The organism is Youngiibacter fragilis 232.1 (assembly GCF_000495435.3).
In the GTDB taxonomy this organism is placed as follows: domain Bacteria; phylum Bacillota; class Clostridia; order Clostridiales; family Clostridiaceae; genus Youngiibacter; species Youngiibacter fragilis.
Window position 1 is genome coordinate 1 of sequence record NZ_AXUN02000205.1, and the last position, 25,723, is coordinate 25,723.

At 47.6% G+C, this 25,723-nt stretch carries 29 protein-coding genes and 1 tRNA gene; 22 read left to right on the forward strand and 8 right to left on the reverse strand.

Annotated elements, in window-relative coordinates:
- Positions 1–338 precede the first annotated feature (338 nt).
- The 13 genes from T472_RS15510 (at position 339) to T472_RS15570 (ending at position 9,720) form a co-directional block, all read left to right on the forward strand.
- Positions 339–857, forward strand: coding sequence for a cysteine hydrolase family protein (locus tag T472_RS15510; RefSeq protein WP_023386975.1), 519 nt, complete (start codon positions 339–341; stop codon positions 855–857).
- A gap of 20 nt (positions 858–877) precedes the next feature.
- Entirely contained in the window at positions 878–1,714 is an 837-nt protein-coding gene (locus T472_RS15515) for a pirin family protein (protein ID WP_023386973.1), read from the forward strand.
- A gap of 136 nt (positions 1,715–1,850) precedes the next feature.
- Positions 1,851–2,942 carry a bifunctional glycosyltransferase family 2/GtrA family protein gene (locus tag T472_RS15520; RefSeq protein WP_023386971.1) on the forward strand — a complete coding sequence of 364 codons (1,092 nt, stop codon included), beginning with the start codon at positions 1,851–1,853 and terminating at the stop codon, positions 2,940–2,942.
- A complete protein-coding gene (locus T472_RS15525) occupies positions 2,943–3,899 on the forward strand; it encodes a phosphodiester glycosidase family protein (RefSeq protein WP_023386968.1) in 957 nt (318 codons plus the stop codon).
- Positions 3,900–3,902: 3 nt separating this feature from the next.
- Positions 3,903–4,103: a hypothetical protein gene (locus T472_RS15530; RefSeq protein WP_023386965.1), complete on the forward strand. Its 201-nt coding sequence runs from the start codon at positions 3,903–3,905 to the stop codon at positions 4,101–4,103.
- 199 nt (positions 4,104–4,302) lie between these two features.
- Positions 4,303–4,378, forward strand: a tRNA-Thr gene (locus T472_RS15535).
- A gap of 207 nt (positions 4,379–4,585) precedes the next feature.
- Positions 4,586–5,356: a DUF6904 family protein gene (locus tag T472_RS15540; protein ID WP_023385262.1), complete on the forward strand. Its 771-nt coding sequence runs from the start codon at positions 4,586–4,588 to the stop codon at positions 5,354–5,356.
- A gap of 41 nt (positions 5,357–5,397) precedes the next feature.
- A complete protein-coding gene (locus T472_RS15545) occupies positions 5,398–5,955 on the forward strand; it encodes a 3'-5' exonuclease (RefSeq protein WP_023385264.1) in 558 nt (185 codons plus the stop codon).
- A gap of 98 nt (positions 5,956–6,053) precedes the next feature.
- Positions 6,054–7,067, forward strand: coding sequence for a magnesium/cobalt transporter CorA (gene corA, locus T472_RS15550; protein WP_023385266.1), 1,014 nt, complete (start codon positions 6,054–6,056; stop codon positions 7,065–7,067).
- Between the two features lie 28 nt (positions 7,068–7,095).
- On the forward strand, positions 7,096–7,923 hold the full coding sequence (locus tag T472_RS15555; protein WP_023385268.1) for an HAD family hydrolase: 828 nt from the start codon (positions 7,096–7,098) through the stop codon (positions 7,921–7,923).
- 104 nt (positions 7,924–8,027) lie between these two features.
- Positions 8,028–8,651, forward strand: a complete 624-nt coding sequence (locus tag T472_RS15560) for a GyrI-like domain-containing protein (protein ID WP_023385270.1) — start codon at positions 8,028–8,030, stop codon at positions 8,649–8,651.
- A 12-nt stretch (positions 8,652–8,663) separates the two neighbouring features.
- Positions 8,664–9,140, forward strand: a complete 477-nt coding sequence (locus T472_RS15565; RefSeq protein WP_023385273.1) for an SgcJ/EcaC family oxidoreductase — start codon at positions 8,664–8,666, stop codon at positions 9,138–9,140.
- Between the two features lie 37 nt (positions 9,141–9,177).
- A complete protein-coding gene (locus T472_RS15570; RefSeq protein WP_023385275.1) occupies positions 9,178–9,720 on the forward strand; it encodes a hemerythrin domain-containing protein in 543 nt (180 codons plus the stop codon).
- Between the two features lie 7 nt (positions 9,721–9,727).
- Here the strand turns inward: T472_RS15570 and T472_RS15575 are convergent, their stop codons facing one another.
- Genes T472_RS15575 through T472_RS15585 form a run of 3 tightly spaced genes read right to left on the reverse strand, consistent with a single transcriptional unit; the run spans position 9,728 to position 11,763 of the window.
- Entirely contained in the window at positions 9,728–10,324 is a 597-nt protein-coding gene (locus T472_RS15575; protein ID WP_082447741.1) for an alpha/beta fold hydrolase, read from the reverse strand.
- On the reverse strand, positions 10,309–10,551 hold the full coding sequence (locus T472_RS15580) for an alpha/beta fold hydrolase (protein WP_023385279.1): 243 nt from the start codon (positions 10,549–10,551) through the stop codon (positions 10,309–10,311). The genes T472_RS15575 and T472_RS15580 overlap by 16 nt, the downstream gene beginning before the upstream one ends.
- A 33-nt stretch (positions 10,552–10,584) precedes the next feature.
- Entirely contained in the window at positions 10,585–11,763 is a 1,179-nt protein-coding gene (locus T472_RS15585) for a PQQ-dependent sugar dehydrogenase (protein WP_023385281.1), read from the reverse strand.
- A gap of 200 nt (positions 11,764–11,963) precedes the next feature.
- Between T472_RS15585 and T472_RS15590 the strand changes: the two genes are divergently transcribed.
- The 8 genes from T472_RS15590 (at position 11,964) to T472_RS15625 (ending at position 20,231) form a co-directional block, all read left to right on the forward strand.
- Entirely contained in the window at positions 11,964–12,614 is a 651-nt protein-coding gene (locus T472_RS15590) for a CAP domain-containing protein (RefSeq protein WP_160319146.1), read from the forward strand.
- 80 nt (positions 12,615–12,694) lie between these two features.
- Positions 12,695–13,459 carry a MerR family transcriptional regulator gene (locus T472_RS15595; RefSeq protein WP_023385288.1) on the forward strand — a complete coding sequence of 255 codons (765 nt, stop codon included), beginning with the start codon at positions 12,695–12,697 and terminating at the stop codon, positions 13,457–13,459.
- 547 nt (positions 13,460–14,006) lie between these two features.
- The gene (locus tag T472_RS15600) at positions 14,007–15,653 is read left to right on the forward strand and encodes a peptide ABC transporter substrate-binding protein (RefSeq protein WP_023385290.1); all 1,647 of its coding nucleotides are present in this window, start codon (positions 14,007–14,009) and stop codon (positions 15,651–15,653) included.
- A 97-nt stretch (positions 15,654–15,750) separates the two neighbouring features.
- Complete coding sequence (locus T472_RS15605; RefSeq protein WP_023385292.1) at positions 15,751–16,680, forward strand: ABC transporter permease; 930 nt, start codon at positions 15,751–15,753, stop codon at positions 16,678–16,680.
- A 1-nt stretch (position 16,681) separates the two neighbouring features.
- Complete coding sequence (locus tag T472_RS15610) at positions 16,682–17,632, forward strand: ABC transporter permease (RefSeq protein WP_023385294.1); 951 nt, start codon at positions 16,682–16,684, stop codon at positions 17,630–17,632.
- 13 nt (positions 17,633–17,645) lie between these two features.
- Positions 17,646–18,656: an ABC transporter ATP-binding protein gene (locus T472_RS15615; protein ID WP_023863702.1), complete on the forward strand. Its 1,011-nt coding sequence runs from the start codon at positions 17,646–17,648 to the stop codon at positions 18,654–18,656.
- Complete coding sequence (locus T472_RS15620; protein ID WP_023863703.1) at positions 18,653–19,642, forward strand: ABC transporter ATP-binding protein; 990 nt, start codon at positions 18,653–18,655, stop codon at positions 19,640–19,642. Before T472_RS15615 ends, T472_RS15620 begins: the two co-directional genes overlap by 4 nt.
- Before the next feature lie 175 nt (positions 19,643–19,817).
- Complete coding sequence (locus tag T472_RS15625) at positions 19,818–20,231, forward strand: hypothetical protein (protein ID WP_023388600.1); 414 nt, start codon at positions 19,818–19,820, stop codon at positions 20,229–20,231.
- Between the two features lie 91 nt (positions 20,232–20,322).
- On the opposite strand, the gene T472_RS15630 is transcribed toward T472_RS15625, so the two are convergent.
- From T472_RS15630 to T472_RS15650, 5 genes are all read right to left on the reverse strand, one after another.
- Positions 20,323–21,300 (reverse strand): diaminopimelate dehydrogenase, encoded by a 978-nt coding sequence (locus T472_RS15630; protein ID WP_242864819.1) that lies wholly within the window; start codon positions 21,298–21,300, stop codon positions 20,323–20,325.
- Between the two features lie 122 nt (positions 21,301–21,422).
- On the reverse strand, positions 21,423–22,313 hold the full coding sequence (locus T472_RS15635) for a DMT family transporter (protein WP_023388598.1): 891 nt from the start codon (positions 22,311–22,313) through the stop codon (positions 21,423–21,425).
- A gap of 18 nt (positions 22,314–22,331) precedes the next feature.
- Positions 22,332–23,039 carry an LrgB family protein gene (locus tag T472_RS15640; protein ID WP_023388597.1) on the reverse strand — a complete coding sequence of 236 codons (708 nt, stop codon included), beginning with the start codon at positions 23,037–23,039 and terminating at the stop codon, positions 22,332–22,334.
- A complete protein-coding gene (locus T472_RS15645) occupies positions 23,036–23,395 on the reverse strand; it encodes a CidA/LrgA family protein (RefSeq protein WP_023388596.1) in 360 nt (119 codons plus the stop codon). Before T472_RS15645 ends, T472_RS15640 begins: the two co-directional genes overlap by 4 nt.
- 235 nt (positions 23,396–23,630) lie before the next feature.
- Positions 23,631–24,566, reverse strand: a complete 936-nt coding sequence (locus T472_RS15650; protein ID WP_023388595.1) for a DUF4349 domain-containing protein — start codon at positions 24,564–24,566, stop codon at positions 23,631–23,633.
- Positions 24,567–24,753: 187 nt separating this feature from the next.
- Here T472_RS15650 and T472_RS15655 point away from each other — a divergent pair, with 187 nt between their 5' ends.
- Positions 24,754–25,689, forward strand: coding sequence for a hypothetical protein (locus tag T472_RS15655; RefSeq protein ID WP_023388594.1), 936 nt, complete (start codon positions 24,754–24,756; stop codon positions 25,687–25,689).
- Positions 25,690–25,723: the final 34 nt, after the last annotated feature.

Below are 25,723 nucleotides of genomic sequence, written 5' to 3' on the forward strand. Positions count from 1 at the left end.
CTTTCTCTTGTGTTGCAGAGTCGTCCGTCCCAATCCGGCCTTATATAAGATTTCTGTTCGTCGGCCCGAAAATTTGCCCGCCAGAACTCCTCGCCCTGACATCCGGCTTCCTTCAGATTCCACCTCGCGATGGACACCCTTGACTTCGGCTAACGCTTCCTGCTACCGAGCGCGTAGTGGACTCTCACCACCAAGTTATCGCCCATGCCGGGCGCACAACAGGGATCCATCTCCGGTTCATTTCGGGAATGGATCCTTCACTTTTCTCCTTATAGGGATCCGCTTTCTTGCGAAAACATTTTCATGAGGGTATGATTGAATGAGAGGAGGTGGATCTGATGAGAAAGGTGCTTGTGGTCGTTGACATGCAGAAGGACTTCATCGATGGTTCTCTCGGTACCAGCGAGGCAGTCGAGATAGTTCCAGTGGTTGTAAAGAAGATTTCCAACTGGGACGGAGACGTGGTCTTCACGAGGGATACCCATAGGGAAGAATACCTTCAGACCAATGAGGGCGGTAACCTTCCTGTAATGCACTGCATTTCGGGAACGCCAGGCTGGGAGATAGACAAGACAGTGCTTGAGGCAGCGGATGGGGAGAAGAGGATATACGACAAGGATACCTTCGGCTCCAAGGAGCTAGCCATGGACCTTATGAATGTGGGCGCTGACGTCATAGAGCTTGTGGGGCTTTGCACCGACATCTGCGTGATAAGCAATGCCCTGCTGATCAAGGCATTTCTTCCTGAGGCGAAGATACGGGTGGATGCCTCCTGCTGTGCCGGTGTTTCACCTGAAAGCCACAGGAATGCCCTTGAAGCGATGAAGGTCTGCCAGGTTGAAATTTTAAACGAATAACACCTAAAGGGGGAAATGGTATGGGATCAAGGAGCTTAACCAAGACTGTAAGGGGTTCGGATGCTGTGGATGGAGCAGGCGTAAGGCTTGTAAGGGTTCTCGGACACGGGACCGTCACTGACTTCGACCCTTTCCTCATGCTGGATGCATTTGATTCAAGGGATCCTAAGGACTACGTCAAGGGATTCCCGTGGCATCCCCACAGAGGCATCGAGACAGTTACCTACCTAATCGAAGGCAGGATCGAGCATGGTGACAGCCTTGGAAACAGCGGAACCATAGGAAATGGCGACTGCCAGTGGATGACCGCCGGGAGCGGGATAATACATCAGGAGATGCCGAAGGAAGCCGAGAGGATGCTTGGCCTTCAGCTGTGGCTGAACCTGCCTGCAAAGGACAAGATGACCGGGCCCAAGTACAGGGACATAACAGCCGCAATGGTTCCGAAGGTCGAGGAAGATGGGACTGCTGTAGCTGTAATCTCAGGGCACTTCAAGGGTGTAGAAGGAGCGATCCAGGGAGACTATGTGAAGACACTTATGCTCGACGCTGACATTAAACCGGGCGGCAGCCTCAAGGTAAAAGTACCACAGACCGATACGCTCTTCTTCTACGTTGTCAGAGGATCAGGGACAATGGAGGGTGGAGAAATATCTGCAAAGAGCGCAAACCTCACTTCAGAAGGTGAAGTGCTTGACCTTAATGCAGGAAGCGAAGGCCTGAGGGCGATACTGTTCTCGGGAGCTCCACTCAAGGAGCCTGTCGCATGGGGCGGTCCTATCGTAATGAATACAAGGGAAGAGCTCGACAAGGCATTTTCAGAGCTTCGGGACGGTTCGTTCATTCGCCACAGATAGTAAAAATCAGAGAAGGCTTCTAAGCCTTCTTTTTTTGCCTTGGTTTTGCGGTACATTGGAGGCTCTTTTTCGGGGATTATATCTGCCTTGAGGTTTAATATTTAGACATCAGAAGAAACAAGGCAGGTGTACACAGATGGAAACAAGGAGACGCATAGTGGTCCTGATACCGGCTTACAAGCCCGGAGAAGCCTTAGTCAGGCTCTGCAGGCAGCTGGTCAGCATGGGGTTCATGGTGGTAGTCATAAATGACGGCAGCGGCATAGAGTACAATTATTACTTCAGCATGCTCCCTACAGAGGCTCTGGTCCTTAATCACACGGTCAACAGGGGAAAGGGCAGGGCGCTGAAGACGGGACTCGAATACATACACAGGCATTTCCCGAGCATAGTGGGAGTTGTGACTGCAGATGCTGACGGACAGCACCTTCTCCAGGATATCATGAAGGTAGCTGACGAGCTGGAAAGGAACGACGGCAGCCTGATACTCGGCAGCAGGAGATTTGATGGCAAGGTACCCTTGAGGAGCAGGCTGGGTAACCTTCTGACAAGATGGATATTCGCCGCATCATCAGGAAAGATGGTCACGGACACCCAGACAGGCCTTAGGGCGATACCCTACAGGATGATGCCGGAAATGGTTGGGATCGGAGGTGACAGGTATGAGTACGAGATGAACGTGCTCCTATCGGCTGCCAGGGGGAAGACAGACATAAGGGAGGTCCCGATAAGGACTGTCTATATCAGGGGAAACGAATCCTCACACTTCAGGGCGGTCAGGGATTCACTTATGATCTATGGGAGGATTCTTAAGTTCGGACTTTCATCCCTGGCATCCTTCGCCCTTGACTTCACGCTTCTTCTTATCCTCAAGCAGCTCACTTCCTCGCTTGAGCCATCTCTGTCACTCCTTGTCAGCGTTGCAGGCGCAAGGGCTGCAAGCTCGGTGTTCAACTTCACGCTGAACAAGAGGCTTGTGTTTGAGAGCAAAGGAAGCGCCGCTCCTGAGGCAGTAAAGTATTTCACTTTGGCAGGAGGGATGTTGGCAGCGAATTACGGGCTTCTGTACGTTATGAACATAGCCCTTGGAATCAACCTGGTTGCTGCCAAGGTGGTGACGGAGCTTGTCCTGTATGCTGTCAGCTACAGGATTCAAAGGAACCTGGTGTTCAGGGAGGAACGGCATTCAAACAAAATGGAAACGACGATCACAGGGAGGATTAGATAGATGAGAAAGAAAAGACATCCGGCGATGATGATACTATTAGACATTCTGGCAGTCGCGGTCATAGTAGGAGGTATAGCCGCCTACAGGCTGCTCATACCTGAAACCTATGTGGCGAACGCGTCAGGGACTGAAGCTGCTCCTGCTTCAGTCACGTCAGGGAGCGCAGCAGGAGCAGCTGCAGGTACAACAACCGGAACCTCAGACTGGGGAGCTTCATTCCCTGACAAATTCACTGACGGAGATGTAATCGAGACAGATTCCACTTACATGAGCGAAAATGTCAATGTGACCATGACAATGGTCCAGGAAGACGGGATTACCTACTACGTGCAGGACATATACGTAAGGAGCATCGAGAACCTTAAGACGGCATTCGCCGAGGATACCTATGGCAAGGCCGTCACTGACTGGGTGCTGGACATGGCAATTGAGAATGATGCAGTAACAGCAATTAACGGAGACTACTACGGTGTTGAAAGCGGAGGAGTTGTCATAAGGAATGGCGTCCTTTACAGGGATGATGCCAATGCTGATGTGCTGGTCCTTTATTACGACGGTACGATGAAGGCCTTCCCGGCTTCTGAGTTCGATGCTGACCTTGAGATGGCAAACGGTGCGTATCAGGCATGGAACTTCGGTCCTGTGCTTGTCGAAGACGGAACTGCACTAACAAGCTTCTCAAGCAGGATAAGCTCAGCCAATCCAAGGACCGCCATCGGTTATGTGGAGCCCGGACATTACGTGTTCATTACAGTCGACGGGAGACAGGCAGGCTATTCCAGCGGAATGACGCTCAAGCAGCTGGCTGAAACAATGGAGGCTTTAGGGTGCCAGGTTGCATACAACCTTGATGGCGGCCAGACTTCGACAATGACCTTCGGTGACGAGATAGCAAACCAGCCCTACAAGGGCGGCAGGCTCACCAGCGACATAATATTCATAACGGACGGTGAGTGACGAATGGACAAGATTAAAAGAATTACAGCGCATGCAGGAATCATCCTGTCGGGAATGATCCTTGTCTTCTATATCATAGACCTCTTCAACGCGAAGAGCCTGTTCATGGACAGCGCAGCATCACAGGGAGCTGCAATTCTGCTGAGCGTTGTCTCAATATCAATGTCAGCCATGATCCTCAATATGACAAGACAGAAGGAGTGAAAGAAGATGGTGCCTGAAGCAAGTAAGGCACCCTTAATGCATTGCACTTAGGATTCGTTAATGTTCCAATACCCTCTTGAATTATCTGATTGTTTGACCGTTTTATACTTTCAACCTCCCAATAATTGACGAAAAACAAAAAACGCATTATCATAGTAAAGGTAGCTGGTGACTCGCTTCTGTGTCACAGGTGCTATATGCTGGGGTAGCTCAGCTGGCAGAGCAGCTGATTCGTAATCAGCAGGTCGAGGGTTCGAGTCCCTTCCTCAGCTCCATGTCATTTAAAACGAGCAGCATTTTTTGCTGCTCGTTTTTATCATTGTTTAATAATTTATTTGTCCTGACTCAGGATCTAAATCATGAAACAATTTATAGTATAATTTTGATATGGGATAATATTCTTTAAAAACTCAGATTTGCTTCATGAATCACTACATTATCCAAGCTCATCAAGATTTCAAAAAACGGTCCGGGAGGATGCCATGATAAAGGTTGAAAACACACCAAGCTATACAGGCGTAAAGATAAGTGGAGACTATAACGACCTTTACAGTCTTGTAGAGGCGCTGCATGAGATTTGTGACATCGGAGATGACAGGAGACTTACGAATTACAGATGTATCACAACGAGGGTCCTGGGATTATGCTATGATATAAGACACGCGTTCCAGGGCGACAGGGAAGTCGAACTGGTAGATAATGGCATGGATGAAGACAAGATGAAATGGCATAACATGGTTGTACCTAAGGTCAATGTCTGCTATTCCTGCAATAGCCTTTATCCTGAAATGTTCTATATCATGATTGCACTTAACAGCCTGGTTGAGCTTAGGATCAGGAATTTGACCAAAACGGGATATATATTCAATGAGGCATTTGACAGAAAGGTGATCTGGGACAAGAGTATAGCAAATGTCAGAATGCTTCAGGCAGCATTCACTGAGTGCATCAAAGGGACGATTACTCAAATGTCATACGCAAGATGGCTGAATTTCATGAACAGGAAGTACTCGTACATTACTTCGCTTTCAACACAGTACCTGGACCTGTTGAATACTGAATATGTATCATTGACAAAAGAGAAGCGCATTAAGAACATAAGTGCATTTGCAAAAAGGATCGCTGAATTTGAGAATGACAGTGACCATCAGAAAATAAAAAATGAGGTCTGGGAAGCTGCCAGACAATACGGATGCCCTCCTGATGAAATAGTGATCAGGGGAATTGACTATCCTGACGAAATCGTGTGGTAATGACATGAACCATTTCTGTCTGTCATAAATGAGGAGATCATATGGAAACCAGAATAATTAAGGAATATACAGTTATAGATGTGGAGACACCAAATGCCAAGAATGATTCGATCTGTTCAATTGCCCTGCTGAGGGTTAAGGAAGGTAAGGTGGTCTCGAAGGAATACCATCTGGTGGACCCGGAGGATTACTTCGACCAGTTCAATGTGAGGCTCCACGGTATCTCGAAGACTATGGTAAAGGGAAGTCCGAGCTTTTCTGAGCTTTGGAGAAGGATCGGGCACCATTTCAATGATGGGATAATAGTTGCGCACAATGCCACCTTCGACCTTAATGTACTGGCCAAGTCACTTAGAAGGAGCAATCTAGATGTTCCGGATTTCAGATATGTATGCACCTACAGGCTCTCAAAGGCTGTGAACATGGGGCTCAGGCGACATGGTCTGAGCTATGTCTGCGAGTATTACGGGATAGGACTTGAAGACCACCACAATGCCCTTTGCGATGCTGTTGCATGTCAGGAGGTCTTCGCAAGGATAAACAGGTCAAGGCCTGTGACATATGCTGACATTTCAGTGTCCAGCTTCAGCAGGGGATGAGTGATTACCCGATCTCAATTATTTTGTCTATAGCAAATATTAATACCCGAAGTTTGATAAAATGAAGGTAATAGGCAACAAGGACTGGAGGGCTTGGGATGGAAAGCACTGTGAAGGCAGTCAATGGCTGCATCTTTGAGATAATGGACTACAGGTCTGATGGATTCAGCGAATACTGGATCGAAGACAAGGATGGAGTTGACTTTGAAGTACTTAAGAACATACCTGAGAGTACCACAAGATGGATAAACATTGACGGAGGCTGTCCTCAGTCGACCCTGGAATGCCTCAGCAAGACCTTCAGGATACACCCGCTTGTCACTGAGGACATCGCCAACAATGTCCAGAGGGCAAAGATCGAGGACTACGACGATTACCTGTATATAGTCTCAAAGATGATCTACTATATGGAGGACGAGCTCATCATAGAGCACATCAGCTTCATTCTCGGGTGGAACTATGTTATTTCCTTCGGTGAGCTGAAGGGTGATGTGTTCACAAGTATCCGTGACAGGATAAGGAACCAGAATACCCTAATCAGGAAATCAGGAGCTGACTACCTGATGTATTCGCTTCTCGATGCCATAGTGGATGGTTATTTCGAGGTCCTCGAGGTGCTTGGCGAGAGGATTGACAAGGTCGAGGAGGATGTGCTCCAGGTCTCATCCACCGAAACGCTTCATGAGATAAGGGAAGTCAAGAACAGTCTAATGTACATACACAAATACATCTGGCCGCTGCGTGAGGTGACATCCTGGATGGGAAAGGATTCCACCGAACTTATAAGGCCAGCCACCGAGCTCTACATACGAGATGTCTACGACCACATCATTCAGATCATCGATACCACGGAGACCTACAGGGAGCTCCTTGCAGGACTTATAGACCTTAACCTTTCAAGCGTAAGCTTCAGGCTTAACGAGGTCATGAAGGTACTGACAATAATCTCGACGCTGTTCATACCCCTGACCTTCATTGCAGGGGTTTATGGGATGAACTTCAGGTACATGCCTGAAATAGACTGGAAATACGGTTATTATGCTACCTGGGTCATTATGGTGGTCATTGCGGTTTCAATGATCATATTCTTCAAGAAGAAGAAATGGTTCTGACCTGCTTTTAGTATCGGAGGTGAGGAATATGACCAGACACCTGATTTGTTCGGACCTTGACGGAACGCTTCTGACGAGCTTCAAAAGGATCTCAGATTTCAATATCCGCGTAATACGTGCCCTACAGGGCGAAGGTCATGTCTTCAGTGTATGTACAGGAAGGCAGATACGTTCTGCCGCCTATTATGCGTCCCTTATAGGACCGGATGCGGATGTCATTGCTTCAGGCGGCAATCTCATAATGACCGGGGGTAAGCTCATCCACAGGACTTTTCAGGACGAGAGGCAACTTGAGCTCGTCTATGATGTCGCCGAAAGTTACGGGCTCATCGCAGGCTTCCATGGAATTGACGCACTGTACCTTACTAAGTCTTTCCAGTCTTCAGTTGTAAGCGCTGCTTCCAGCCTGGTTCTCCCCAGGGATGTAGAGAGAAGGATCACGCTTCAGGACAAGCATGAGTTCCTTCTGCACTCTGATGAATATGTGCTCTCTACGCTTATGGGAATGGACCAGTCGAAGCTCCAGTCGGCAAGGGATGAGCTGGAGAAAATCGGCGGACTGAACATAGTATCCCCCTTCACAGGGGCCCTTGACATCTCCACCAGGGAATTTGACAAGGGGACCGCCATCAGGATGCTTGCTGACCATCACGGGATATCCCTGGCTGACGTCATTTCATTCGGCGACGGGGAAAATGACCTTTCAATGGCTGATTCCTCAGGAACGCTCATAGCCATGGGCAATGCGAAGGATTCGTTGAGGAGCCTTGCAGATTCTGTGGCAGAAACGAACGATCGGGACGGAGTAGGAAAAAAGCTCCTTGAAATATTCGAAATCGATGAGGCTTCCCTTTAGGGGGGCCTTTTTTGTCAAACAAAGTTTAGAGATATGTAACAGAAATAAAATATGGAAAAGATATAATGAACAGAGAGGGTATTGTTTATCGATAGGAGGAAGACATGAAGAAGGTTGACTACAGGAAGGACTTCAAGGAGCTGTACCTGCCGAAGGAGACACCAGTCATTATAAACGTCCCTGAATTGCCGTTCATATATGTAGACGGGGAGGGGGATCCGAACAAGGAAGGGTTCCAGAAGGATACCGAGCTCCTATATGCGCTGAGCTATGGGGCAAGGATGTCCTACAAATGGCCTGATCCGCCAGCAGGCTGGTATGAATATACCGTCTTCCCGCTTGAGGGGGTATGGGACCTTGTTGACAAGGGGGTCTCCCACCTTGACAAGGACAATCTGAAGTACAGGCTAATGATACGGCAGCCTGACTTCCTTGACAGGACTCTCTATGAAGGGATTGCAGCTGAGGTTGCCAGAAAAAAGAAGCTCCAGACTGAAAAAGCAGTTTTCGGGAGCTTCACGGAAGGGCTTGTCTGCCAGATGCTGCATAAGGGGAGCTACGACACTGAGTCCAGGTCATTCGGGATAATGGAGGAGTTCTGCAGAACCAATGGCTACGAGAGGCTTGAGAAGACTCACAGGGAGATATATCTCAGCGACCCCAGGAAGACGAAGGAGGAAGACCTTAAGACTGTCCTAAGGTTCAGGATAATTAAGAAAGGCATTTGAGGAGGAGTGAAGATGGACTGGGACGAGGCCGAACATGATGTACGGAAGCTTTACGATGCATGGATAGATGGCTGGAACAGCAAGGATGCGGGTGCCATGGCAGAGATCTGCGACGAGAACTGCACTATCATCGGTTTCGACGGCAGCGTGATGAGAGGTAGGGCTGAGGTCCACAGCACCCTTGAAGGAATATTCAGCAACAATCCTACGGGCAGGTACGTAAAGTCTGTAAGGGCAGTGGGGTTTCCTGCAGATGGCATCGCAATAATTGACAGTGTCGTGGGGATGGTGCTGAGAGGCAAGAGCGACATCAATCCCAGTGTGAATGCCGTACAGTCAATGGTTGCGGTCAACAGGGAGCACGGCTGGAGGATACTGCACTTCCAGAACACCCCGGCAGCTTATCACGGAAGGCCCCTTGAATCTGAAAAGCTTACTGAAGAGCTCCGAATGCTCATACCTGATGCATGGTACTTCGAGAAAAACTAATGGATTCATCTGCATAAAATGAAGGAGAGGTGACAACATGCTTGCAAGTATGGACCTCAGGAATGAACATGATGGCATACTGCACGGTCTGAGGATACTGGATGAGATTTCAGTTACGCTCCAGTCCGGGCTGAATGCAGACAGGAAGGATATCGAGGACCTTGTATGGTTCTTCGGTATGTTTACGGAAAAATGCCATCATGGCAAGGAGGAAGGACTATATTTCCCTGCCATAAGAAGGCACGCAGGTGGTGGTGCGGAATTGACTGACGAGCTTCTCAAGGAGCATGCTGAAGGCAAGAATCTCCTGGCAAGGATAAAGAAGCATTCGGGATCCCCAGAGCTGTTCAAGATTGCAGAGGCGTACTCGGTACTTCTCAGAAAGCATATAAGGAAAGAGAACGAAGAGCTTTTCCCGATGGGAGATGCCCTCATACCAAAGGAGGAGCAGGCAGAGCTCCTCGAAGCCTTCGGAAATTTCGAGGATGAGGTGATGGGGGAGGGTACCCACGAAAAGCTCCATCTTCTGCTGAAGGAGCTTGAAAGGAAGTACGTTCACAGGAACATACATGTCCTTTAATTATAATTTAAGGCCGGGTCACCCCGGCCTTTTCAATTTCTTTCATAAACCCATTTATATCCTCCGCCACAGCCTCGGGATCCTCCCAGTAGAGCATATGCCCAAGGTCCTCATGTATGGCAAGTCGTGAGCCACTTATGAGACTTGAAGCCTCTTCCTGATCTGACCTTAGGGTTATCCCATCCTGACCTCCCCATATTATGAGGCAGGGGACGATGATCGCTCTTAAGTTATCTGGTATACCCTCGGTTAGCAGCGAAGCCGTATATTCCTTCCAGACCCATGAAGGCACCTTCATGGTCTCTTCAGCCATCATCCCTGTGAACCATGAAGATACCTTTGTCCCGGAAAGTCCTGAAACGAACTCACCTATGAAGTCAGGGTCTACCTCGTCACCAAATTTCGATATTATTGTATCATACATTTGTTGGAATAATGGGTTGCCTTTATGCTGAAGCGGACTGCCCATTTGTATCAATCCGACAAACCTTTCAGGGTACCGAAGCACAAGTTCCCTGGCAATGAAGCCACCGCTTGAGGCACCCAATACTACTGCCTTATCTATCATCAGCCTGTCCATGAGACCCATCATGTCATCTGCCATTTCTTTGCTGTCATAGCCGCTACCGGCTTGTCAGATTCCCCGTGCCCTCTCAGGTAAGGTGCGATCATCCTCAGGTTCCTGTCAAGAAATGGATGAAGCCGCAAGAATGCGTTCCAGGAATCTGCAATGCCGTGTATGAGCAGAAGCGGAATCCCTTTTTCATCACCAGCTTCAACGAATTCCAGCGAAATTCCATCCCTTACCGGTAACTTTCTTTTGGTGACCATTACATCATCTCCCGCCACTTGGATATATGTTCATCAATCTTTGGACGTTATCCTGAACAGCTTTCCGGAGTAATCGACGACCAGTATTTCACCTTTGCTGTCCAGTCCGAAGGACGAGATGTTCAGGCCTGTCTCAAGTATCTTCCTGGATTCTCCAGACTCAAAATCATATGCCCAGACCCTGCCTGTAACGAAATCACCATATACATAATCGCCGTAAAGCCAGCTGAGAAGCTCACCACGGTAAATGTATCCTCCTGTCACAGATTTGCCCTCTGGGTGCTGATACTCTGTAAGTGGCGGAATAAGAGCTGCCTTGTCTGCAGCTTTGTCATCCTTGTACACAGAGGTACCCTCCATGATATTCCAGCCATAGTTTCCTCCTCTGACGATTTCATCGACCTCCTCGATGCGGTTCTGTCCCACATCGCCTGCCATTATTTTCCCGGTCATCCCATCTATGCTGAATTTCCAGGGATTCCTCAGACCGTATGCGAATATCTCCGGAAGAACCCCGCCTCTGCCGTCAGCGAAGGGATTGTCCGGCGGTATCGAATAGTTCTTCGATCCCGATTTCTTGTCAATATCTATCCTCAGCAGCTTTCCGTACAGCCTCGACAGGTTCTGCGCATTGCCCTGCGGATCACCGGCACCTCCGCCATCGCCCACGGCTATGTGGAGATATCCGTCATTTCCGAATGCGATATGGCCTCCGTTATGGTTGCTGTATGGCTGCGGGAATGACATGACCACTTCACCTTCTGAAGACTCGATTACAGTATCCCTTTCGGTAGTGTAGTTGACATAGTAGAGGCCATTCTCCTCATGATCAGGATGGAAGGCTAAGCCAAGAAGCCCTCGTTCAGTCGCTGATACTGAAACCTTATCTGTAAGGTCTGCAAAGACATTTGATCCCCTGACATCCACGCTGTCTTCGAATTCATGGATGAGCCCGCCTCTCTCTACAACATATGCCTTGCCGGAAGATTCCAACCATACATATTCCAAAGGCTGTTTGAAGGTCAGGGCCGGGTAGGCATCCACAACCTGATAGCTTTCAGGCTTCTGAGGCAGGGCAGGCTCATTTGTCGGTGAGGCTGTGCCCTGGGTCGGAGACGAGGTTCCAGTTGGCGCAGGTAGCGGTGAAGCATTGCTGCATGCTGATAAGATTATGGGTAGTGCCAGAAGGGCACCTAATATCCTGGTTTTCATGGCTATCCTCCTTGTACTGTGTAAGACAAGAATAACATTTTACACAATTTAATTTCTGAACATTCTGGCAACACTTGTTTAACCTTTTTTGAGACAAACAGCATGGAATCCATTGGGTGTTATAATCGAGGTGGGGAATGGATCATCAGCTTCTCCAGCTGAACAATAGTCACAGGTTAATAAGGGGATTGGTGGTAGGAATGTATAGATTCAAGTATTTCAGGTTTCTCAGGATCACGTCCGTCATCCTTCTGGCTGCTCTGGTTTCGGGGTGCAGTTTTGCTGACCTTGAGCTTCTATTTGACAGGACGCCGTCGGTAACTGAAGCGGTAACGCATATCGAGGTTCCTTTTGCTCCAGCTAAGATTGCCCTGGAGCTTGAAAGGCTGCCTGAAAAATATGGATATACCTATGATGAGAATGGTGAGATGGAACTCTTTGACATGATAAACGAATACCGCAGGGAAAACGGACTTCAGGCACTTGAAATGAGGGATAACCTCCGTGCATCTGCCAGATACAAGTCAAATGCCATGCTTCAGCTTGACTACTTCGAACACTCCAACCCGAATTTTGAAGGAAGGGGCTTCGATTACCTTATCTGGGATGTGTTCGGCCTGAAATATACGGTGATTGGGGAGAATCTGGCTTCTGTGGGGAAGTCCGGACCCAGTGAGGAAATAGATGCGGCAGAGCTGTTCGAGGGCTGGAAATCCTCGCCTGACCACAATGCCCAGATGCTTAACCCTGACTTCAGGTATACCGGCATCGGACTGGTGAGGTCAACATCATCAGGACCAAGGTTCAAGGGGTACAGGACACTAATCGGGACGCAGCACTTTGGATATTGATCATACTTTATTGAATTTTTATTTCATGGTTGACCTTGACGCAGCGTAAAGGTGTATATTCACTATGAAGGGAGGCCGTCATGGAATATACAATACAAAAACTGGCCGGTCTGGCTGGTATCAGCACAAGAACACTGAGGTACTACGACGAAATAGGGCTTTTGAAGCCTCTAAGGACGAGCTCTTCAGGCTACAGGATATACGGTGAGAAGGAGATAGTGAGGCTGCAGCAGATCCTGTTCTACAGGGAACTGGGCTTATCTCTGGATAAGATAGGAGAGATAGTGACCTCCGGCTCATTTGATGAAGGGAAGGCACTGCAGGAGCACAAGAGGAGCCTTGAGGAGCGTAAGAAGCAGATTGAAGAGCTTCTTGTCAATGTTGAGAGAAGCATCGAGGATTATCAGGGGAGGATAAAAATGAAGGACAAGCAACGGTTCGAAGGATTCAAGAAGGATCTTGTTGAGGAGAATGACAGGAAATATGGCGCTGAAGCAAGGCAGAAGTACGGTGACGATGCATACGAGAAGTCAAATGCCAAAGTGATGGGAATGACTGAGGCTGATTACGAAAGGGCCCAGAAGCTCGCTTCCGGCATAATAACCGCACTTCATGAAGCCATGGAGGGTGGGGACCCTGCTTCAGAAACAGCACAGAAGGCAGCTGACCTCCACAAGGAATGGCTTACGATGTACTGGGACAAATACTCACCGGAGGCTCATGCAGGCCTTGCCCAGATGTATGTGGACGATGAAAGGTTCAAGGCATACTACGACAGGGAAAAGCCAGGAACTGCAGAATTCCTCAGGGATGCTGTGCAGATTTTTACCGGAATGAACAAATAGAAGGCAGGTCTTAATGGTATCTGGCAGAGCTCCGCTTATTGCGGAGCGTTTTTTTTGGACGGAACTTGAATTACCTGGCTGAGAGATATATTATTAGCTTAGGCAGGTTCTTTTGCAAACGTTTATTGTCTGACATTTGAAGGATAAGAATTATTTCGATTATTTCATTGCAGGCAAAATTGAAAGTATGCGCACTTACTTATAAATATGAGAAATATGTATACTCATATATTGAAAAGATAATATTCATGCACATTTTCAGAAGTTTAATGCATCTTAAAGAAAATTGAAAAACTGCTGAAACGTTGGTGCTCTAAGTTCGGGGTTGTGTATCTAAAGGTATTTGTCGTCATTCGTTTACGAATAATCATTTATTCCGCGTGTATTTCGACTATTTATAAATAATTCAACTGCGTTTTTGTACAAATGTTAACGCCAGACTAAAATTTTTTGTGTATAAACTGTAAATATTGAAAATAATTATGAACTGTGCTAAAGTTAGAAAATACTAGGGAACTAGTTAAAAAAGTTCAAAGGAGGATTTTTCATGAAAAAGAAAGTGTTACTTCTTGCAAGTATCGTTATGACAGCTGCATTTGTGGCAACGGCATGCGGAACATCTGCTCCGACTACGCCTACCACAGCACCAACTACTCCAGCTGCCAAAAAGATACTGAGAACAAACAACAGCAGTGAGCCTGGTTCGCTTGATCCGGCGCTTGCTCAGGGAACCCATGAGTCATGGGTACTCGACCACACATTCGAAGGCCTGATGAAGAGGTCCAAAGAAGGTCTCATCGTTGAAGGTGTTGCTGAAAAGTATACCCTTGCAGATGACCAGGTTACCTACACTTTCACACTGAGAGACGACGCAAAGTGGTCCAACGGTGAGAAGGTTACTGCACAGGATTTCGAATTTGCCTGGAAGAGGGTACTTGACCCTGCATTGGCAGCAGACTATTCTTACCAGATGTTCTACCTTAAGAATGGTGCAAAGTACAACTCAGGTGAAGCGAAGGTTGAGGACGTAGGAGTCAAGGCTATTGACGAGAAGACCCTTGAGGTAGTTCTCGAAGTGCCTACAGCTTACTTCCTTGAACTAACAGCATTCTACACCTACTATCCGGTAAACAAGAAGCTTGTTGAATCAAACGCTGATTGGGCGAAGGATCCAAAGACCTATGTCTCAAATGGACCTTTCAAGCTCACTGACTGGGTTCACAACGCATCCATAAAACTTGAAAAGACCGACACATATTATGATGCAGCCAACGTAAAGCTTGACGGAATCGAGTTCGCGATACTCGAGGATGCGACAACAGCTTGGCAGAAGTATGAAGGCGGAGAGTTTGATTTCCTTACACCTATCCCTGGACCAGTGGTAGGTCAGCTAAAGGCTTCAAACAGCAGCGAGCTTGTCATAGGTACTGACCTTGCGACCTATTACTACAACTTCAACTCAAAGAGAGCTCCTTTCGACAACGCCAAGGTCAGAAGAGGCCTTTCAATGGCGATAGACAGGAAGACAATCGTTGAGAAGATCACTATGGGTGGACAGACACCTGCAGAAGGCGTAGTTCCATTCGGTATGTTCGATGAGAACAACACAGAATACAGAACTGCAGTCGGAAACCTCATAAAGTATGACCTGACCGAAGCCAAGAAGGTTTTCGAAGAGGGACTTGCAGAAGCGGGAATGACTCTTGCACAGTTCAACGCAAAGGGCTTCAAGCTCCTTTACAACACTTCGGAGACTCACAAGAAGATAGCTGAAGCTGTTCAGAACATGTGGAAGACAAGCCTTGGAGTTGAGATAGGACTTGAGAATGTTGAATTCCAGGTAAAGCTTGACAGGGAAAAGGCCGGCGACTACGACATATCAAGGGCAGGCTGGATAGGCGACTATGCAGATCCAATGACATTCATCGATCTTTGGGAGACAACCTCAAGCTACAACGATGCAAAGTTCAGCAACGCTGAATACGACAAGCTCGTTGCAGAATCAAAGGCTACTGTTGACCAGAAAGTTAGAATGGAAAACATGAGAAAGGCTGAGAAGCTCCTCATGGAACAGATGCCTATAGCTCCAGTATACTTCTATACACAGCCGTATGTTCAGAAGAGCTATGTATCAGGTATATACAAGCCAATAAACAGATATCCATATTTTATTTACGCTGACATCAACAAATAGTACAAAAACAGTATTGTTTGTTCCTTCCAGAAGAATCGGAGGGCTATATTATAGCCCTCGATTTTTCTTTGTTATTCTATAGATTAGGAGAGGTAGCATGAAAAAGTACCTTTTAAAAAGGCTGCTGTTGTCAATAGTCACTTTATGGGCAGTCATTACAATCACCTTTGTACTTATGCATATCGTTCCCGGTAATCCTTTTAACAAGGAGGGCAAGATGCCGAAGGTGGTATATGAGAACCTGCAGAAGAAGTATGGCCTTGACAAGCCGCTTCCAGAACAATATGTCATCTATCTCGGAAACCTCATAAAGGGCGATTTCGGAGACTCAATGAAGTCCAGGACAGAAACTGTTAACCAGATGATAACCAGAGGATTCCCTATATCCGCAAGGCTTGCGGTTCAGGCACTCCTTATTGCGGTAGTATTCGGGCCAGCTCTTGGCGCACTGGCTGCGCTTAACCAGAACAAGGCTCTTGATTATTTTTCAATGATTGTAGCCATAATCGGTATTTCGGTACCGAGTTTCATAATGGGCACTGTTCTGATCCAATTTTTGGCTAAGAACATATCATGGCTGCCAATAGGCGGCTGGGGAACTTGGAACCATACGGTGCTGCCGTCTTTTGCACTTTCGCTGATGCCTCTTGCCACCATGGCGAGGCTCATGAGGTCCAGCATGCTTGAAGTACTCGGACAGGATTATATCAAGACCGCAAAGTCCAAGGGTATAACAAAGGCCGCAGTAGTCTATAAGCATGCAGTCAGAAATGCCATACTTCCTGTCGTATCAGTTCTCGGAACGATAATTTCGAATCTGCTTGTAGGAAGCTTCGTAATTGAAAAGATATTTGGCATACCCGGACTGGGGAAATTCTTCACGACTTCAATCAGCAACAGGGATTACACCCTGATTATGGGTACAACCATATTCTATTCACTGATCCTTATCATAATGCTCTTCATTGTGGACATTGCATATATGTTCATCGATCCAAGGATCAAGCTTACAAAGGAGGGACATTAAGATGGAACTCCAGAACAAGAAGGAACTGACCCAGGACATGTTCGAGCCCGCCCACAGGGAAGACAGTAGCAAGGATATCATAAAGAGGCCTACCATCAAGTACTGGCCTGATGTGTGGAGAAGGCTCAAGCAGAACAAGCTTGCCATGGTTGGACTTAGCATAATCATAATATTCCTTGTAATGTCATATCTTGGAACCAAGATCTCCGGTTACTCGTACACTGACCAGAACTACGACAAGATCAACGTGCATCCTGGTGCGGAATACTGGTTCGGAACCGATGAACTCGGAAGGGACCTGTTCTCCAGGGTCTGGCTTGGAACTAGGTTCTCACTCATCATCGGGTTCCTGGCGGCTGCCATGGACTTCATAATAGGAGTCGTTTACGGCGGAATAGCCGGAATGGCTACAAGGAAAGTAGACTCTATAATGATGAGGTTCGCTGAGGTAATATACAGCATACCTTACCTGCTCATAGTCATCCTCCTTTCCGTGGTGCTTTCCGGTGAAGGCGGAGGTAACAGCCTTATCATTCTTGTACTTGCGATGAGCCTTACAGGCTGGGTACCGATGGCCATACTCGTAAGAGGCCAGGTGCTTCAGCTCAAGGAAAGCGAATATTCGCTTGCTGCGGAATCCCTCGGTGCCACCAAGGGCTGGATACTCAAGAAGCATATCATCCCTAACACCTTGGGACCGATAATAGTAAATGTCACACTCACAATACCGAGAGCCATCTTCGCGGAAGCTACGCTGGGATACCTCGGGCTTGGACTTCAGCCTCCTGACCCGTCACTTGGAAATCTTTCCAACGACGGACTCATAGGGCTTGCTGTAGGAAACGCATACCAGATAATAATTCCGGCCATATTTATCTCCTTAATCATGTTTGCTTTCAACGTACTTGGAGATGGCTTGAGAGATGCCTTGGACCCAAGGCTTAGAAAGTAGGGAGACAGAAGAGATGGAAAAACTTTTAGAGATTAAGGACCTGAAAATATCCTTCAAGACCTTCTTCGGAGAAGTTGAAGCCGTAAGAGGCGTAACCTTCGATGTTGGCAAGAAGGAGACCATTGCGATAGTTGGAGAATCCGGATGCGGAAAATCCGTTACCGCTGCAGGCATAATGCAGCTCCTGCCAATGCCTCCGGCATTCTATAAGGGCGGAGAGATAATCTTTGACGGAGAGAATCTCCTTGATAAAAATGAAAAGGAGATGCAGGGTATCAGGGGAAAGAGGATCGCCATGATCTTCCAGGATCCGATGACCAGCCTTAACCCGACCATGAGAGTTGGCGACCAGATAGTTGAATCCCTTATAAAGCATACGGGAATGAGCAGGAAGGAAGCTGACCAGAAGGCTATTGAAATGCTGGAGCTGGTATCAGTACCTCAGCCTGAAAAGAGGGTTAGGCAATACCCGCATGAATTCTCTGGCGGTATGAGACAGAGGGTAATGATCGCCCTTGCAATGGTCTGCGATCCACAGCTTCTTATAGCTGATGAGCCGACTACAGCACTGGATGTAACTGTCCAGGCCCAGATACTTGACCTCATGAAGGACATACAGCAGAAGTTCGGAATGTCAATAATCATAATCACACATGACCTTGGAGTAGTCGCTGACGTTGCAGACAGGCTTGTAGTCATGTATGCAGGTCAGATACTTGAGCAGGGTACCACTGAGGAGATATTTGAAAACCCGATGCATCCATATACAAGGAGGCTTTTGGGCTCAGTTCCAAGGCTCGACATGAGCAAGGACAAGCCGCTGAACTCCATAGACGGAACACCTCCTGACCTGTACATACCTCCTAAGGGATGCTCGTTCTATGACAGGTGCTCTGATGCGATGAAGGTCTGCAAGGAAAACCTTCCTGACTTCACTGAACATACTGATGAGCATAAGTCAAGATGCTGGCTGAATCACCCAATGGTGATCATGAAGAAGGATACCAGGGGAGGTCAGGCATGATGGAGCCATTAATTAGCATAAAGAACCTCAAGAAGCATTTTCATGTATCAGGTGGAGTGCTGAAGGCAGTTGACGGAATGAACCTTGATATCTATGAGGGCGAGACCGTTGGTCTTGTCGGAGAATCAGGCTGCGGAAAATCAACAGCAGGCAGGACGATAGTAAGGATATATGAGCCTACGGAAGGGCGGCTCTTCTACAAGGGAAAGGATATATATACCCTTTCAAGGAAGGAGATGCATGAGGTAAGAAGGAATTTCCAGATGATATTCCAGGACCCTTATGCTTCACTGAACCCGAGAATGACAGTCCTTGACATAGTGGCTGAGCCTCTTGACGTACATGGCATATACAAGAACTCCGAGGAGAGGAAGAAGAGGGTAATGGAACTTCTTCAGCTTGTCGGACTCAGCGAGGAACACGCAATGAGGTTCCCTCATGAGTTCTCAGGCGGACAGAGGCAGAGGATAGGAATAGCGCGTGCGCTTGCCCTTAACCCTAAATTCATTGTCTGCGACGAGCCTATCTCAGCCCTTGACGTATCCATTCAGGCACAGGTGGTAAACCTGCTGAAGGACCTTCAGGACAAGCTTGGACTGACTTACCTCTTCATAGCACATGACCTTTCAATGGTAAGATACATCTCCGACAGGGTCGGCGTTATGTACCTTGGACACATGATGGAGCTTGCTGATGCGGAAGAGCTCTACAACGAGCCTCTTCATCCATACACAATGGCACTGCTTTCAGCTATCCCGATACCTGACCCTGACATCCAGAGGAACAGGAAGAGGATAGTGCTGGAAGGCGATGTTCCAAGCCCGATAAATCCAAAGGAAGGCTGCAGGTTCGTCGAAAGATGCCCTTACGCCATCCAGAAGTGCAGGGACATAACACCTGAATTCGAAGAGATCAAGGATAGGCACTACGCGGCATGCCACAGGGCGAAAGAGCTCATGGAGAATAACTCGAAGAGCAAGATTTAAGGAAGAAGCCGGAAGGCTTCTTTTTTTGCAGATGATGCGAATACTCCAGCAATCCTCAGATTGGCCCCCTGAATCATAACTGATTATTAACAGTATTCGTGGTTAATATATGCTATATTGGATACATTAGGAGAATGTTTCATGTATAGTTCATTAATTATAAGAGGTGAGTATCATGAGGGAATTTGGAAATCTGATGGGGTCACTTACAGCAATACTGTTTACCATAGCTTTCCTGAACAGACCTGTTAAGGCCATAAACAGAAGGTACGGAAAGGAAATAGCTAAGACTTCCTTCAAAGGGACATTCCAGTCCCTCATGAGGTTCCTTGTCAGGAACCACAAACTGTTTGGAGCCCTTGCAGGAGCCTCGGCTCTGATTCACGGGGTCATGAAGGCTTCCGTCTATGGGTTTGTTGCCAGTGGATTCCTGACGCTGTCACTTGTAATGCTGCAGGGGATCCTCGGAGGCTATGGCTTCAGGAAGATGAAGGGGAAGCAAGGCGTCTGGCTCAAGATACACAGGATTATTCCCTACCTTGTCTTCCTGTCCATCTTCAACCATGTCGTGTTGAAGCTTTTCTGGTAAGTCATTTGCCAGCAGTTACTTTAGGAGATGCGGGAGTAAAAGGGACGAATAAAGTGATGGAACCCGGGATCAGTTCCCGGGTTCCTGTTTCTTAGAGCATCTCTTTCCTGAGTTCTTCAGGTGACTTTGCAGATATGAGAGAGAAGGGGATATCAAGAACCGTGAAGGCTCCTGACTTTCCTTCCTGAGCCAGCCTGTGGCAGGCTCTAGCGTAAGCTGCCAGAACTGATGATGTGAATTCAGGGTTGGAGTCAAGCTTCAGGCTGAACTCAAACCTCTGGACTACGCCTTCGCTGGTTTCTCCGGTCCTTATGACGAATCCGCCATGAGGAATTCCGCCATGCTTTTCCTTTAGCTCTTCAAGGCTTATGAATGTTACGGTGGTGTCGTATGGCTCGAAATAGTTCGGCATGGTCACTATCTCTTTCTCGATCCTTACCTTGTCAGCGCCTTCCTTTGCGACTACGAAGCATACCCTCTTGTGCTTCTCCCTGGCAGTGAATTCCCTGCCTTCTCCTGACCTTGCAGAGGTAAGGGCTTCTTCAACAGGTACTGTATACTGTCTTGCATCAACTACTCCGTCGATCCTTCTTATCGCATCAGAATGTCCCTGGCTTACTCCTTCTCCCCAGAAGGTATAGTCCTTGCCTGATGGAAGAACTGCATTTGCAAGTACCCTGTTCAGTGAAAAGAGTCCCGGATCCCAGCCGACGCTTATTATGCTGGCCTTTCCCGACGCCTTTGCAGAGGCGTCAACTCCTGCAAAATATGCAGGTATCTCACCATGGTTATCATAGCTGTCAACTGTGTTGAAGAGCTTGTTGATTTCTGATGTCTGCTTTGGAAGGTCAGTCGCGCTGCCTCCGCAAAGTACCATGACATCTATAAGGCCTGCAAAGTCCTTCATGTCATCCATCTTATATACCGGAGACTTTGCCTTTACAGCCGCCGGGTCTCTTCTTGTGAATACCCCAACCACCTCCAGGTCCGAGTTCCTTTCTGCTGCGAGCTCAAGACCTCTGCCAAGGTTACCGTAGCCGACTATCCCAATTCTAGTTTTTCCCATAATTGAATCCTCCTCATTTGATATGTCTAGTACAGTTTAGCACACACCTGTATTTCCTGTGAACGACAAACCCGAAGAAGCAGCAATAATTTTTGCTTCCTCTTCGGGTTCAATTCGTTGAGTATCTATCTGAGGAACATTATACCTACGCCGGCAACACCGATAACAGCACCCAGCACTTCCTTGAAAGCCACCTTCTCCTTGAAGAAGAGGATGGAAACAGGGAGTATCAGCACAGGCACTACTCCCATAAGTGTTGAAGCTACACCGGTGCTTGTATGTTTTACAGCCAGAAGGGACAGCGATACTCCTACGACAGGACCGATCAGCGAACCTATCGAGATTCCTGTCATGGTCTTCCTGTCCTTCAGGGCAGAGTTGAAATTGCCCCAGTTGCGCGTAAAGGTTATTATTCCCGCAAAGCATATTATCCCTGTTAGGATCCTTACTTCAGTTGCCACAAAGGGATTCAGGTCCTTCACACCAAGCTTTGAGAATATCATGCCGAGTCCCTGTCCGAATGCTCCCAGGAAGGCGAAGGTAAGGCCTTTGACGGGATGCCTTATGACTACGCGGTTGCTTCCCTTTTCCTTGCCAAGCACGACCAGCGCGATGCCTGAAAGGGTGACTGCCATACCGGCCATCTGCATGGCTGTAAGGGTCTCTCCAAGTATGAGGTATCCCATTACCGCAGTGAGCGGTGGAGCCATGGACATTATGAGGAGGGATATCCTTGCGCCGATCTCTATGTAAGCCTGAAACAGGAACAGGTCTCCAAGCACGAACCCGATTATCCCTGATATCATCAAATATCCTATGCCACCCGTCGTAAGTCCTGTGTTCCTGAAGCCATCTGTCAGGAAGAAGTTGATGACAGTAATTATAAGGAATGCTACTATTAGCCTCATCAGGTTAAGCACGAGGGTTCCAACTCGTTTTCCCGAATATTCGAAGGATGTGGATGACACCACCCAGCAGAACGCGGTTCCAAGAGCTGCTATTTCACCAATCAACATATTACACTTCCAATCAAATCATATTCCCGAGAAAGCAAGAAGTATCGGGGCAATCACTACTGTCATGAGCCCGGCGATTCCAATGGAGAGGCCGCTCATCGCACCCTCTGTCTCTCCAATCTCAACTGCCTTTGCGGTTCCAAGAGCATGGGCTGCAGTTCCTATGGCAACGCCCTTTGCGACAGGGTCCCTGAGCCTTGCCGCCTTCATCACCAGAGGCACCATTATTGCTCCCAGGGTACCTGTAACGAAAATGGAAACAACAGTAATCGGCACTATGCCTCCAAGCTCTTTTGATATTTCAATTCCGATGGCGGTAGTGACAGATTTGGGGATCATGGATAAGATGATTTCCCTGTCTATTCCAAGCATTCTGGACAGCAGAAGCACGCTAGTGATGCTTGTAAGGGTTCCTGCAAATATACCTGAGAGTATTGCAATGTAGTGGCTCTTCAGGAGTCCGAAGTTCCTGTAAAGCGGTACGGCAAGTACGATAACTGAAGGCCCCAGCATGAAGCTCAACATGGCTCCGCCAGAGCTGTAGTTCTCAACTGGTATCTTCAGTGCCACAAGCACACCAATGACAACGGCTGTCGAGACAACCAGTGGACTCAATAGGGGATTTCTTACCCTCTTGAACACATGCACACCTATCCTGTATGCCAGGAATGATATGGCAAGTCCGAATAGAGGGGACTTTGTAAGTGCAATAAGTCTCTCTGTCATTTCTTCCTCCTTGCGCCAGCCCTGAGCACTGCCTGCGTGGTTATTCCTGCAACCGCCATGGTTAGGAACGTAGTGACGGTTAAGACAAGGATCAGCTTAAGGACAGACCCCTGGAGCAGTCCGAATGACGACAGAAGACCTACCCCGCTGGGGATGAAGAAGAAGGTTAGGTTCTCAAGGAGGAAAGTCGTTACTGACTCCACCTGGGACACCTTAAGTAACTTCATAAGAAGCAGCGCCAGAAGCAGCACAAAACCGATTATGTTTCCTGGTATGGGAAGCCCGGTCAAGACCTTTATTACTTCACCCATGAAATATATCCCAAGGATCAGGGACATTTCCTTTATTATCTTCATTTTTCCTCCTTTTGCATTACATGTGCGTCAAGTCCGATACATTACAATATAACAGTTTTTGAACCGGATTGAAAGAATGTATGGAAAAAGGAGGTATATGCGGGTGATGTAAATGTTGTCAGGAGTGCAGATAGCAAGGATTCATTTTTTACATATGGATAATCAATGTATTATTTCCCTGAAAAACCTCAAAATATAAGGACCCGGATTACTCCGGATCCTCTTTCAGCCCTAATCAGTCATTTTTCTTTTCAGGCGGAACTGCTTTTTCCTTGCGTCTTCCCCTGTAGACCTTAAGGCCTATGAAGAGAGCGACCGCAGCGATCAGTATGTATGGAAGTGCAAGCACAAGCCAGATAACGAAGTTCTGGACTGCCGAAGTGAAGAAGTATATGGAATCCTTGAATGCGGCTGCCAGCCTTTCTGCAAAGGTTGTCTCAACAGTCTCTTCGGTGGTAAGCTTCTCTACTTCCTGAAGCTGGACTGTAACGTAGCTGTAGTCTATCCTGTCATCAAGGTCCTTGAGGTAAAGGGTAAGCTGCTCCTTCTCATAGAATATGGAGCTCAGCTGGTTTTCTATTGCGATTATGTCTTCGATCCTTTCGGCCTTCTCATAGAGTGCCAGCATCCTTTCTTCCTTTATCTTGAGTGCATTGAGCCTTGATTCAGTATCAGTATATGTCTTTGATACATTGGTCTTGCTCGAAGTCTCAGATACCACGTTTCCAAGGAGCTTGAGCTCGGCGTTGTATGCCAGCACCTGGGCCTTTGGGATCCTGAAGGTGAACTGGCCGGTCCTCAGCTTCTTTCCGTCGTAATAGCCGCCGTAGTAAACGTTGGAGTTCTCGACATAACCGTTGTACCTGGTTACCAGCATGTTAAGTTCATTTGAAACCTTCTCGAATTGCTTTGTCTCCATGTTGAAGTAATAAGTGCCTATGGTCTTGTCCTGGTCAACGATCACTGAAGGGGACTCGCTTCCCTTGTTTCCGGTATCATAGTTTGGAGTGGAAGGGAGTTGAGGGTTTACGACACCAGGCGATGAGGTTCCTCCATCGCTCTTTTCAGAGCCGAAATATCCCTTTGATAGGTTATAGCCAAGCACCGTGACAAAGATCAGTGCAATGGCAGCTACAGTTGATGTGATTATTCGTTTCCTGTTCCTTAACATTTCGATCAGCTCCTTTGAGCGATTTTAGGTATATCGGTATTTGTGTTCCTGTATCTATTCTCAGTATATGGCAGGCTGTTCATGAATTAATTACAAATTCGTTCCAAACAGGGAAATAATCGGGGACAGATGAAACCGTATCCTGATGCTGTATAATTGTAGGTAAGGAAGGTTTGGAGGTGATCTGATGAACGATTTTGAAGTGATTTCCTTTCTTCTGGAAGGTGACCCATCAATACAGTACCAGACCAGGAAGTATCTGCTGGGTGAGACAGAAGCGGAGCTTTCAGGGCTCAGGCAATCAATTTCAAAGAGCGGATGGGGCAGGATGTACCTTGATGCGCAGAATGAGGACCTTAGCTTCGGCAAGGGCTTCTATGCCCACAAATGGACATCGACGCATTATTCACTACTTGACCTAAGGTACCTTGAAATCCCAAGGGAAACTGAGTCTCTGGTCATGTCAGTCCGGGATATCACAAAGAACTGCAGGGCAGGGGACGGGGGAGTAACAGGTACCAGGGGAAGCAAGCATAGCGACGTGTGCGTCAACGGCATGTTCCTGAACTACGGTGCTTACTTCCATATGGAGGATGAACCAGTCAAAACCATTGTCGACCTTCTATCTTCGCAGGTGCTCCCGGACGGCGGCTTCAACTGCCAGGATAAGTCAACCCACAGCTCCGTTCATACGACGCTGTCGGTTCTTGAGGGCTTCCTGAGCCTTATCAGGTACGGATATACCTACAGGATCGAGGACATCATGAGGATGAAGAGGACAGCGGAGGAGTTCCTTCTGTCTCATCATCTGTTCAGGTCATCAACAACTGGAGATGTTATGAATGAGAACTTCATCCAGCCTGCTTATCCTCCGAGATGGAAGTATGACATACTGAAGGCCCTATGGTACTTTGCGGATGTCGGTATTCCTTTTGACAGCAGGATGGAGGACGCCCTTCTGATAATTGAGAAATTGAGGACAAAGGATGGAACCCTTCTAAAGGGGAAGACCATTTCAGGAGAACTTCATTTCAGGATGGAGGAAGGAAAGGCAGGAAGGTGGAACCCCATGCGCGCCATGCGTGTACTCCAGCACTATGCAAGACTGACTGTAAACGAGTAGAAGGAGGAAGCTAAGAACTTCCTCCTTCTTGATG

What these genes read in the sequence shown, in the direction of transcription:
- T472_RS15510 (WP_023386975.1), top strand. Translation starts at nt 339, where the DNA reads ATGAGAAAGGTGCTTGTGGTCGTTGACATGCAGAAGGACTTCATCGAT.
- T472_RS15515 (WP_023386973.1), top strand. Translation starts at nt 878, where the DNA reads ATGGGATCAAGGAGCTTAACCAAGACTGTAAGGGGTTCGGATGCTGTG.
- T472_RS15520 (WP_023386971.1), top strand. Translation starts at nt 1,851, where the DNA reads ATGGAAACAAGGAGACGCATAGTGGTCCTGATACCGGCTTACAAGCCC.
- T472_RS15525 (WP_023386968.1), top strand. Translation starts at nt 2,943, where the DNA reads ATGAGAAAGAAAAGACATCCGGCGATGATGATACTATTAGACATTCTG.
- T472_RS15530 (WP_023386965.1), top strand. Translation starts at nt 3,903, where the DNA reads ATGGACAAGATTAAAAGAATTACAGCGCATGCAGGAATCATCCTGTCG.
- T472_RS15540 (WP_023385262.1), top strand. Translation starts at nt 4,586, where the DNA reads ATGATAAAGGTTGAAAACACACCAAGCTATACAGGCGTAAAGATAAGT.
- T472_RS15545 (WP_023385264.1), top strand. Translation starts at nt 5,398, where the DNA reads ATGGAAACCAGAATAATTAAGGAATATACAGTTATAGATGTGGAGACA.
- corA (WP_023385266.1), top strand. Translation starts at nt 6,054, where the DNA reads ATGGAAAGCACTGTGAAGGCAGTCAATGGCTGCATCTTTGAGATAATG.
- T472_RS15555 (WP_023385268.1), top strand. Translation starts at nt 7,096, where the DNA reads ATGACCAGACACCTGATTTGTTCGGACCTTGACGGAACGCTTCTGACG.
- T472_RS15560 (WP_023385270.1), top strand. Translation starts at nt 8,028, where the DNA reads ATGAAGAAGGTTGACTACAGGAAGGACTTCAAGGAGCTGTACCTGCCG.
- T472_RS15565 (WP_023385273.1), top strand. Translation starts at nt 8,664, where the DNA reads ATGGACTGGGACGAGGCCGAACATGATGTACGGAAGCTTTACGATGCA.
- T472_RS15570 (WP_023385275.1), top strand. Translation starts at nt 9,178, where the DNA reads ATGCTTGCAAGTATGGACCTCAGGAATGAACATGATGGCATACTGCAC.
- T472_RS15575 (WP_082447741.1), bottom strand. Translation starts at nt 10,324, where the DNA reads ATGGCAGATGACATGATGGGTCTCATGGACAGGCTGATGATAGATAAG.
- T472_RS15580 (WP_023385279.1), bottom strand. Translation starts at nt 10,551, where the DNA reads ATGGTCACCAAAAGAAAGTTACCGGTAAGGGATGGAATTTCGCTGGAA.
- T472_RS15585 (WP_023385281.1), bottom strand. Translation starts at nt 11,763, where the DNA reads ATGAAAACCAGGATATTAGGTGCCCTTCTGGCACTACCCATAATCTTA.
- T472_RS15590 (WP_160319146.1), top strand. Translation starts at nt 11,964, where the DNA reads ATGTATAGATTCAAGTATTTCAGGTTTCTCAGGATCACGTCCGTCATC.
- T472_RS15595 (WP_023385288.1), top strand. Translation starts at nt 12,695, where the DNA reads ATGGAATATACAATACAAAAACTGGCCGGTCTGGCTGGTATCAGCACA.
- T472_RS15600 (WP_023385290.1), top strand. Translation starts at nt 14,007, where the DNA reads ATGAAAAAGAAAGTGTTACTTCTTGCAAGTATCGTTATGACAGCTGCA.
- T472_RS15605 (WP_023385292.1), top strand. Translation starts at nt 15,751, where the DNA reads ATGAAAAAGTACCTTTTAAAAAGGCTGCTGTTGTCAATAGTCACTTTA.
- T472_RS15610 (WP_023385294.1), top strand. Translation starts at nt 16,682, where the DNA reads ATGGAACTCCAGAACAAGAAGGAACTGACCCAGGACATGTTCGAGCCC.
- T472_RS15615 (WP_023863702.1), top strand. Translation starts at nt 17,646, where the DNA reads ATGGAAAAACTTTTAGAGATTAAGGACCTGAAAATATCCTTCAAGACC.
- T472_RS15620 (WP_023863703.1), top strand. Translation starts at nt 18,653, where the DNA reads ATGATGGAGCCATTAATTAGCATAAAGAACCTCAAGAAGCATTTTCAT.
- T472_RS15625 (WP_023388600.1), top strand. Translation starts at nt 19,818, where the DNA reads ATGAGGGAATTTGGAAATCTGATGGGGTCACTTACAGCAATACTGTTT.
- T472_RS15635 (WP_023388598.1), bottom strand. Translation starts at nt 22,313, where the DNA reads ATGTTGATTGGTGAAATAGCAGCTCTTGGAACCGCGTTCTGCTGGGTG.
- T472_RS15640 (WP_023388597.1), bottom strand. Translation starts at nt 23,039, where the DNA reads ATGACAGAGAGACTTATTGCACTTACAAAGTCCCCTCTATTCGGACTT.
- T472_RS15645 (WP_023388596.1), bottom strand. Translation starts at nt 23,395, where the DNA reads ATGAAGATAATAAAGGAAATGTCCCTGATCCTTGGGATATATTTCATG.
- T472_RS15650 (WP_023388595.1), bottom strand. Translation starts at nt 24,566, where the DNA reads ATGTTAAGGAACAGGAAACGAATAATCACATCAACTGTAGCTGCCATT.
- T472_RS15655 (WP_023388594.1), top strand. Translation starts at nt 24,754, where the DNA reads ATGAACGATTTTGAAGTGATTTCCTTTCTTCTGGAAGGTGACCCATCA.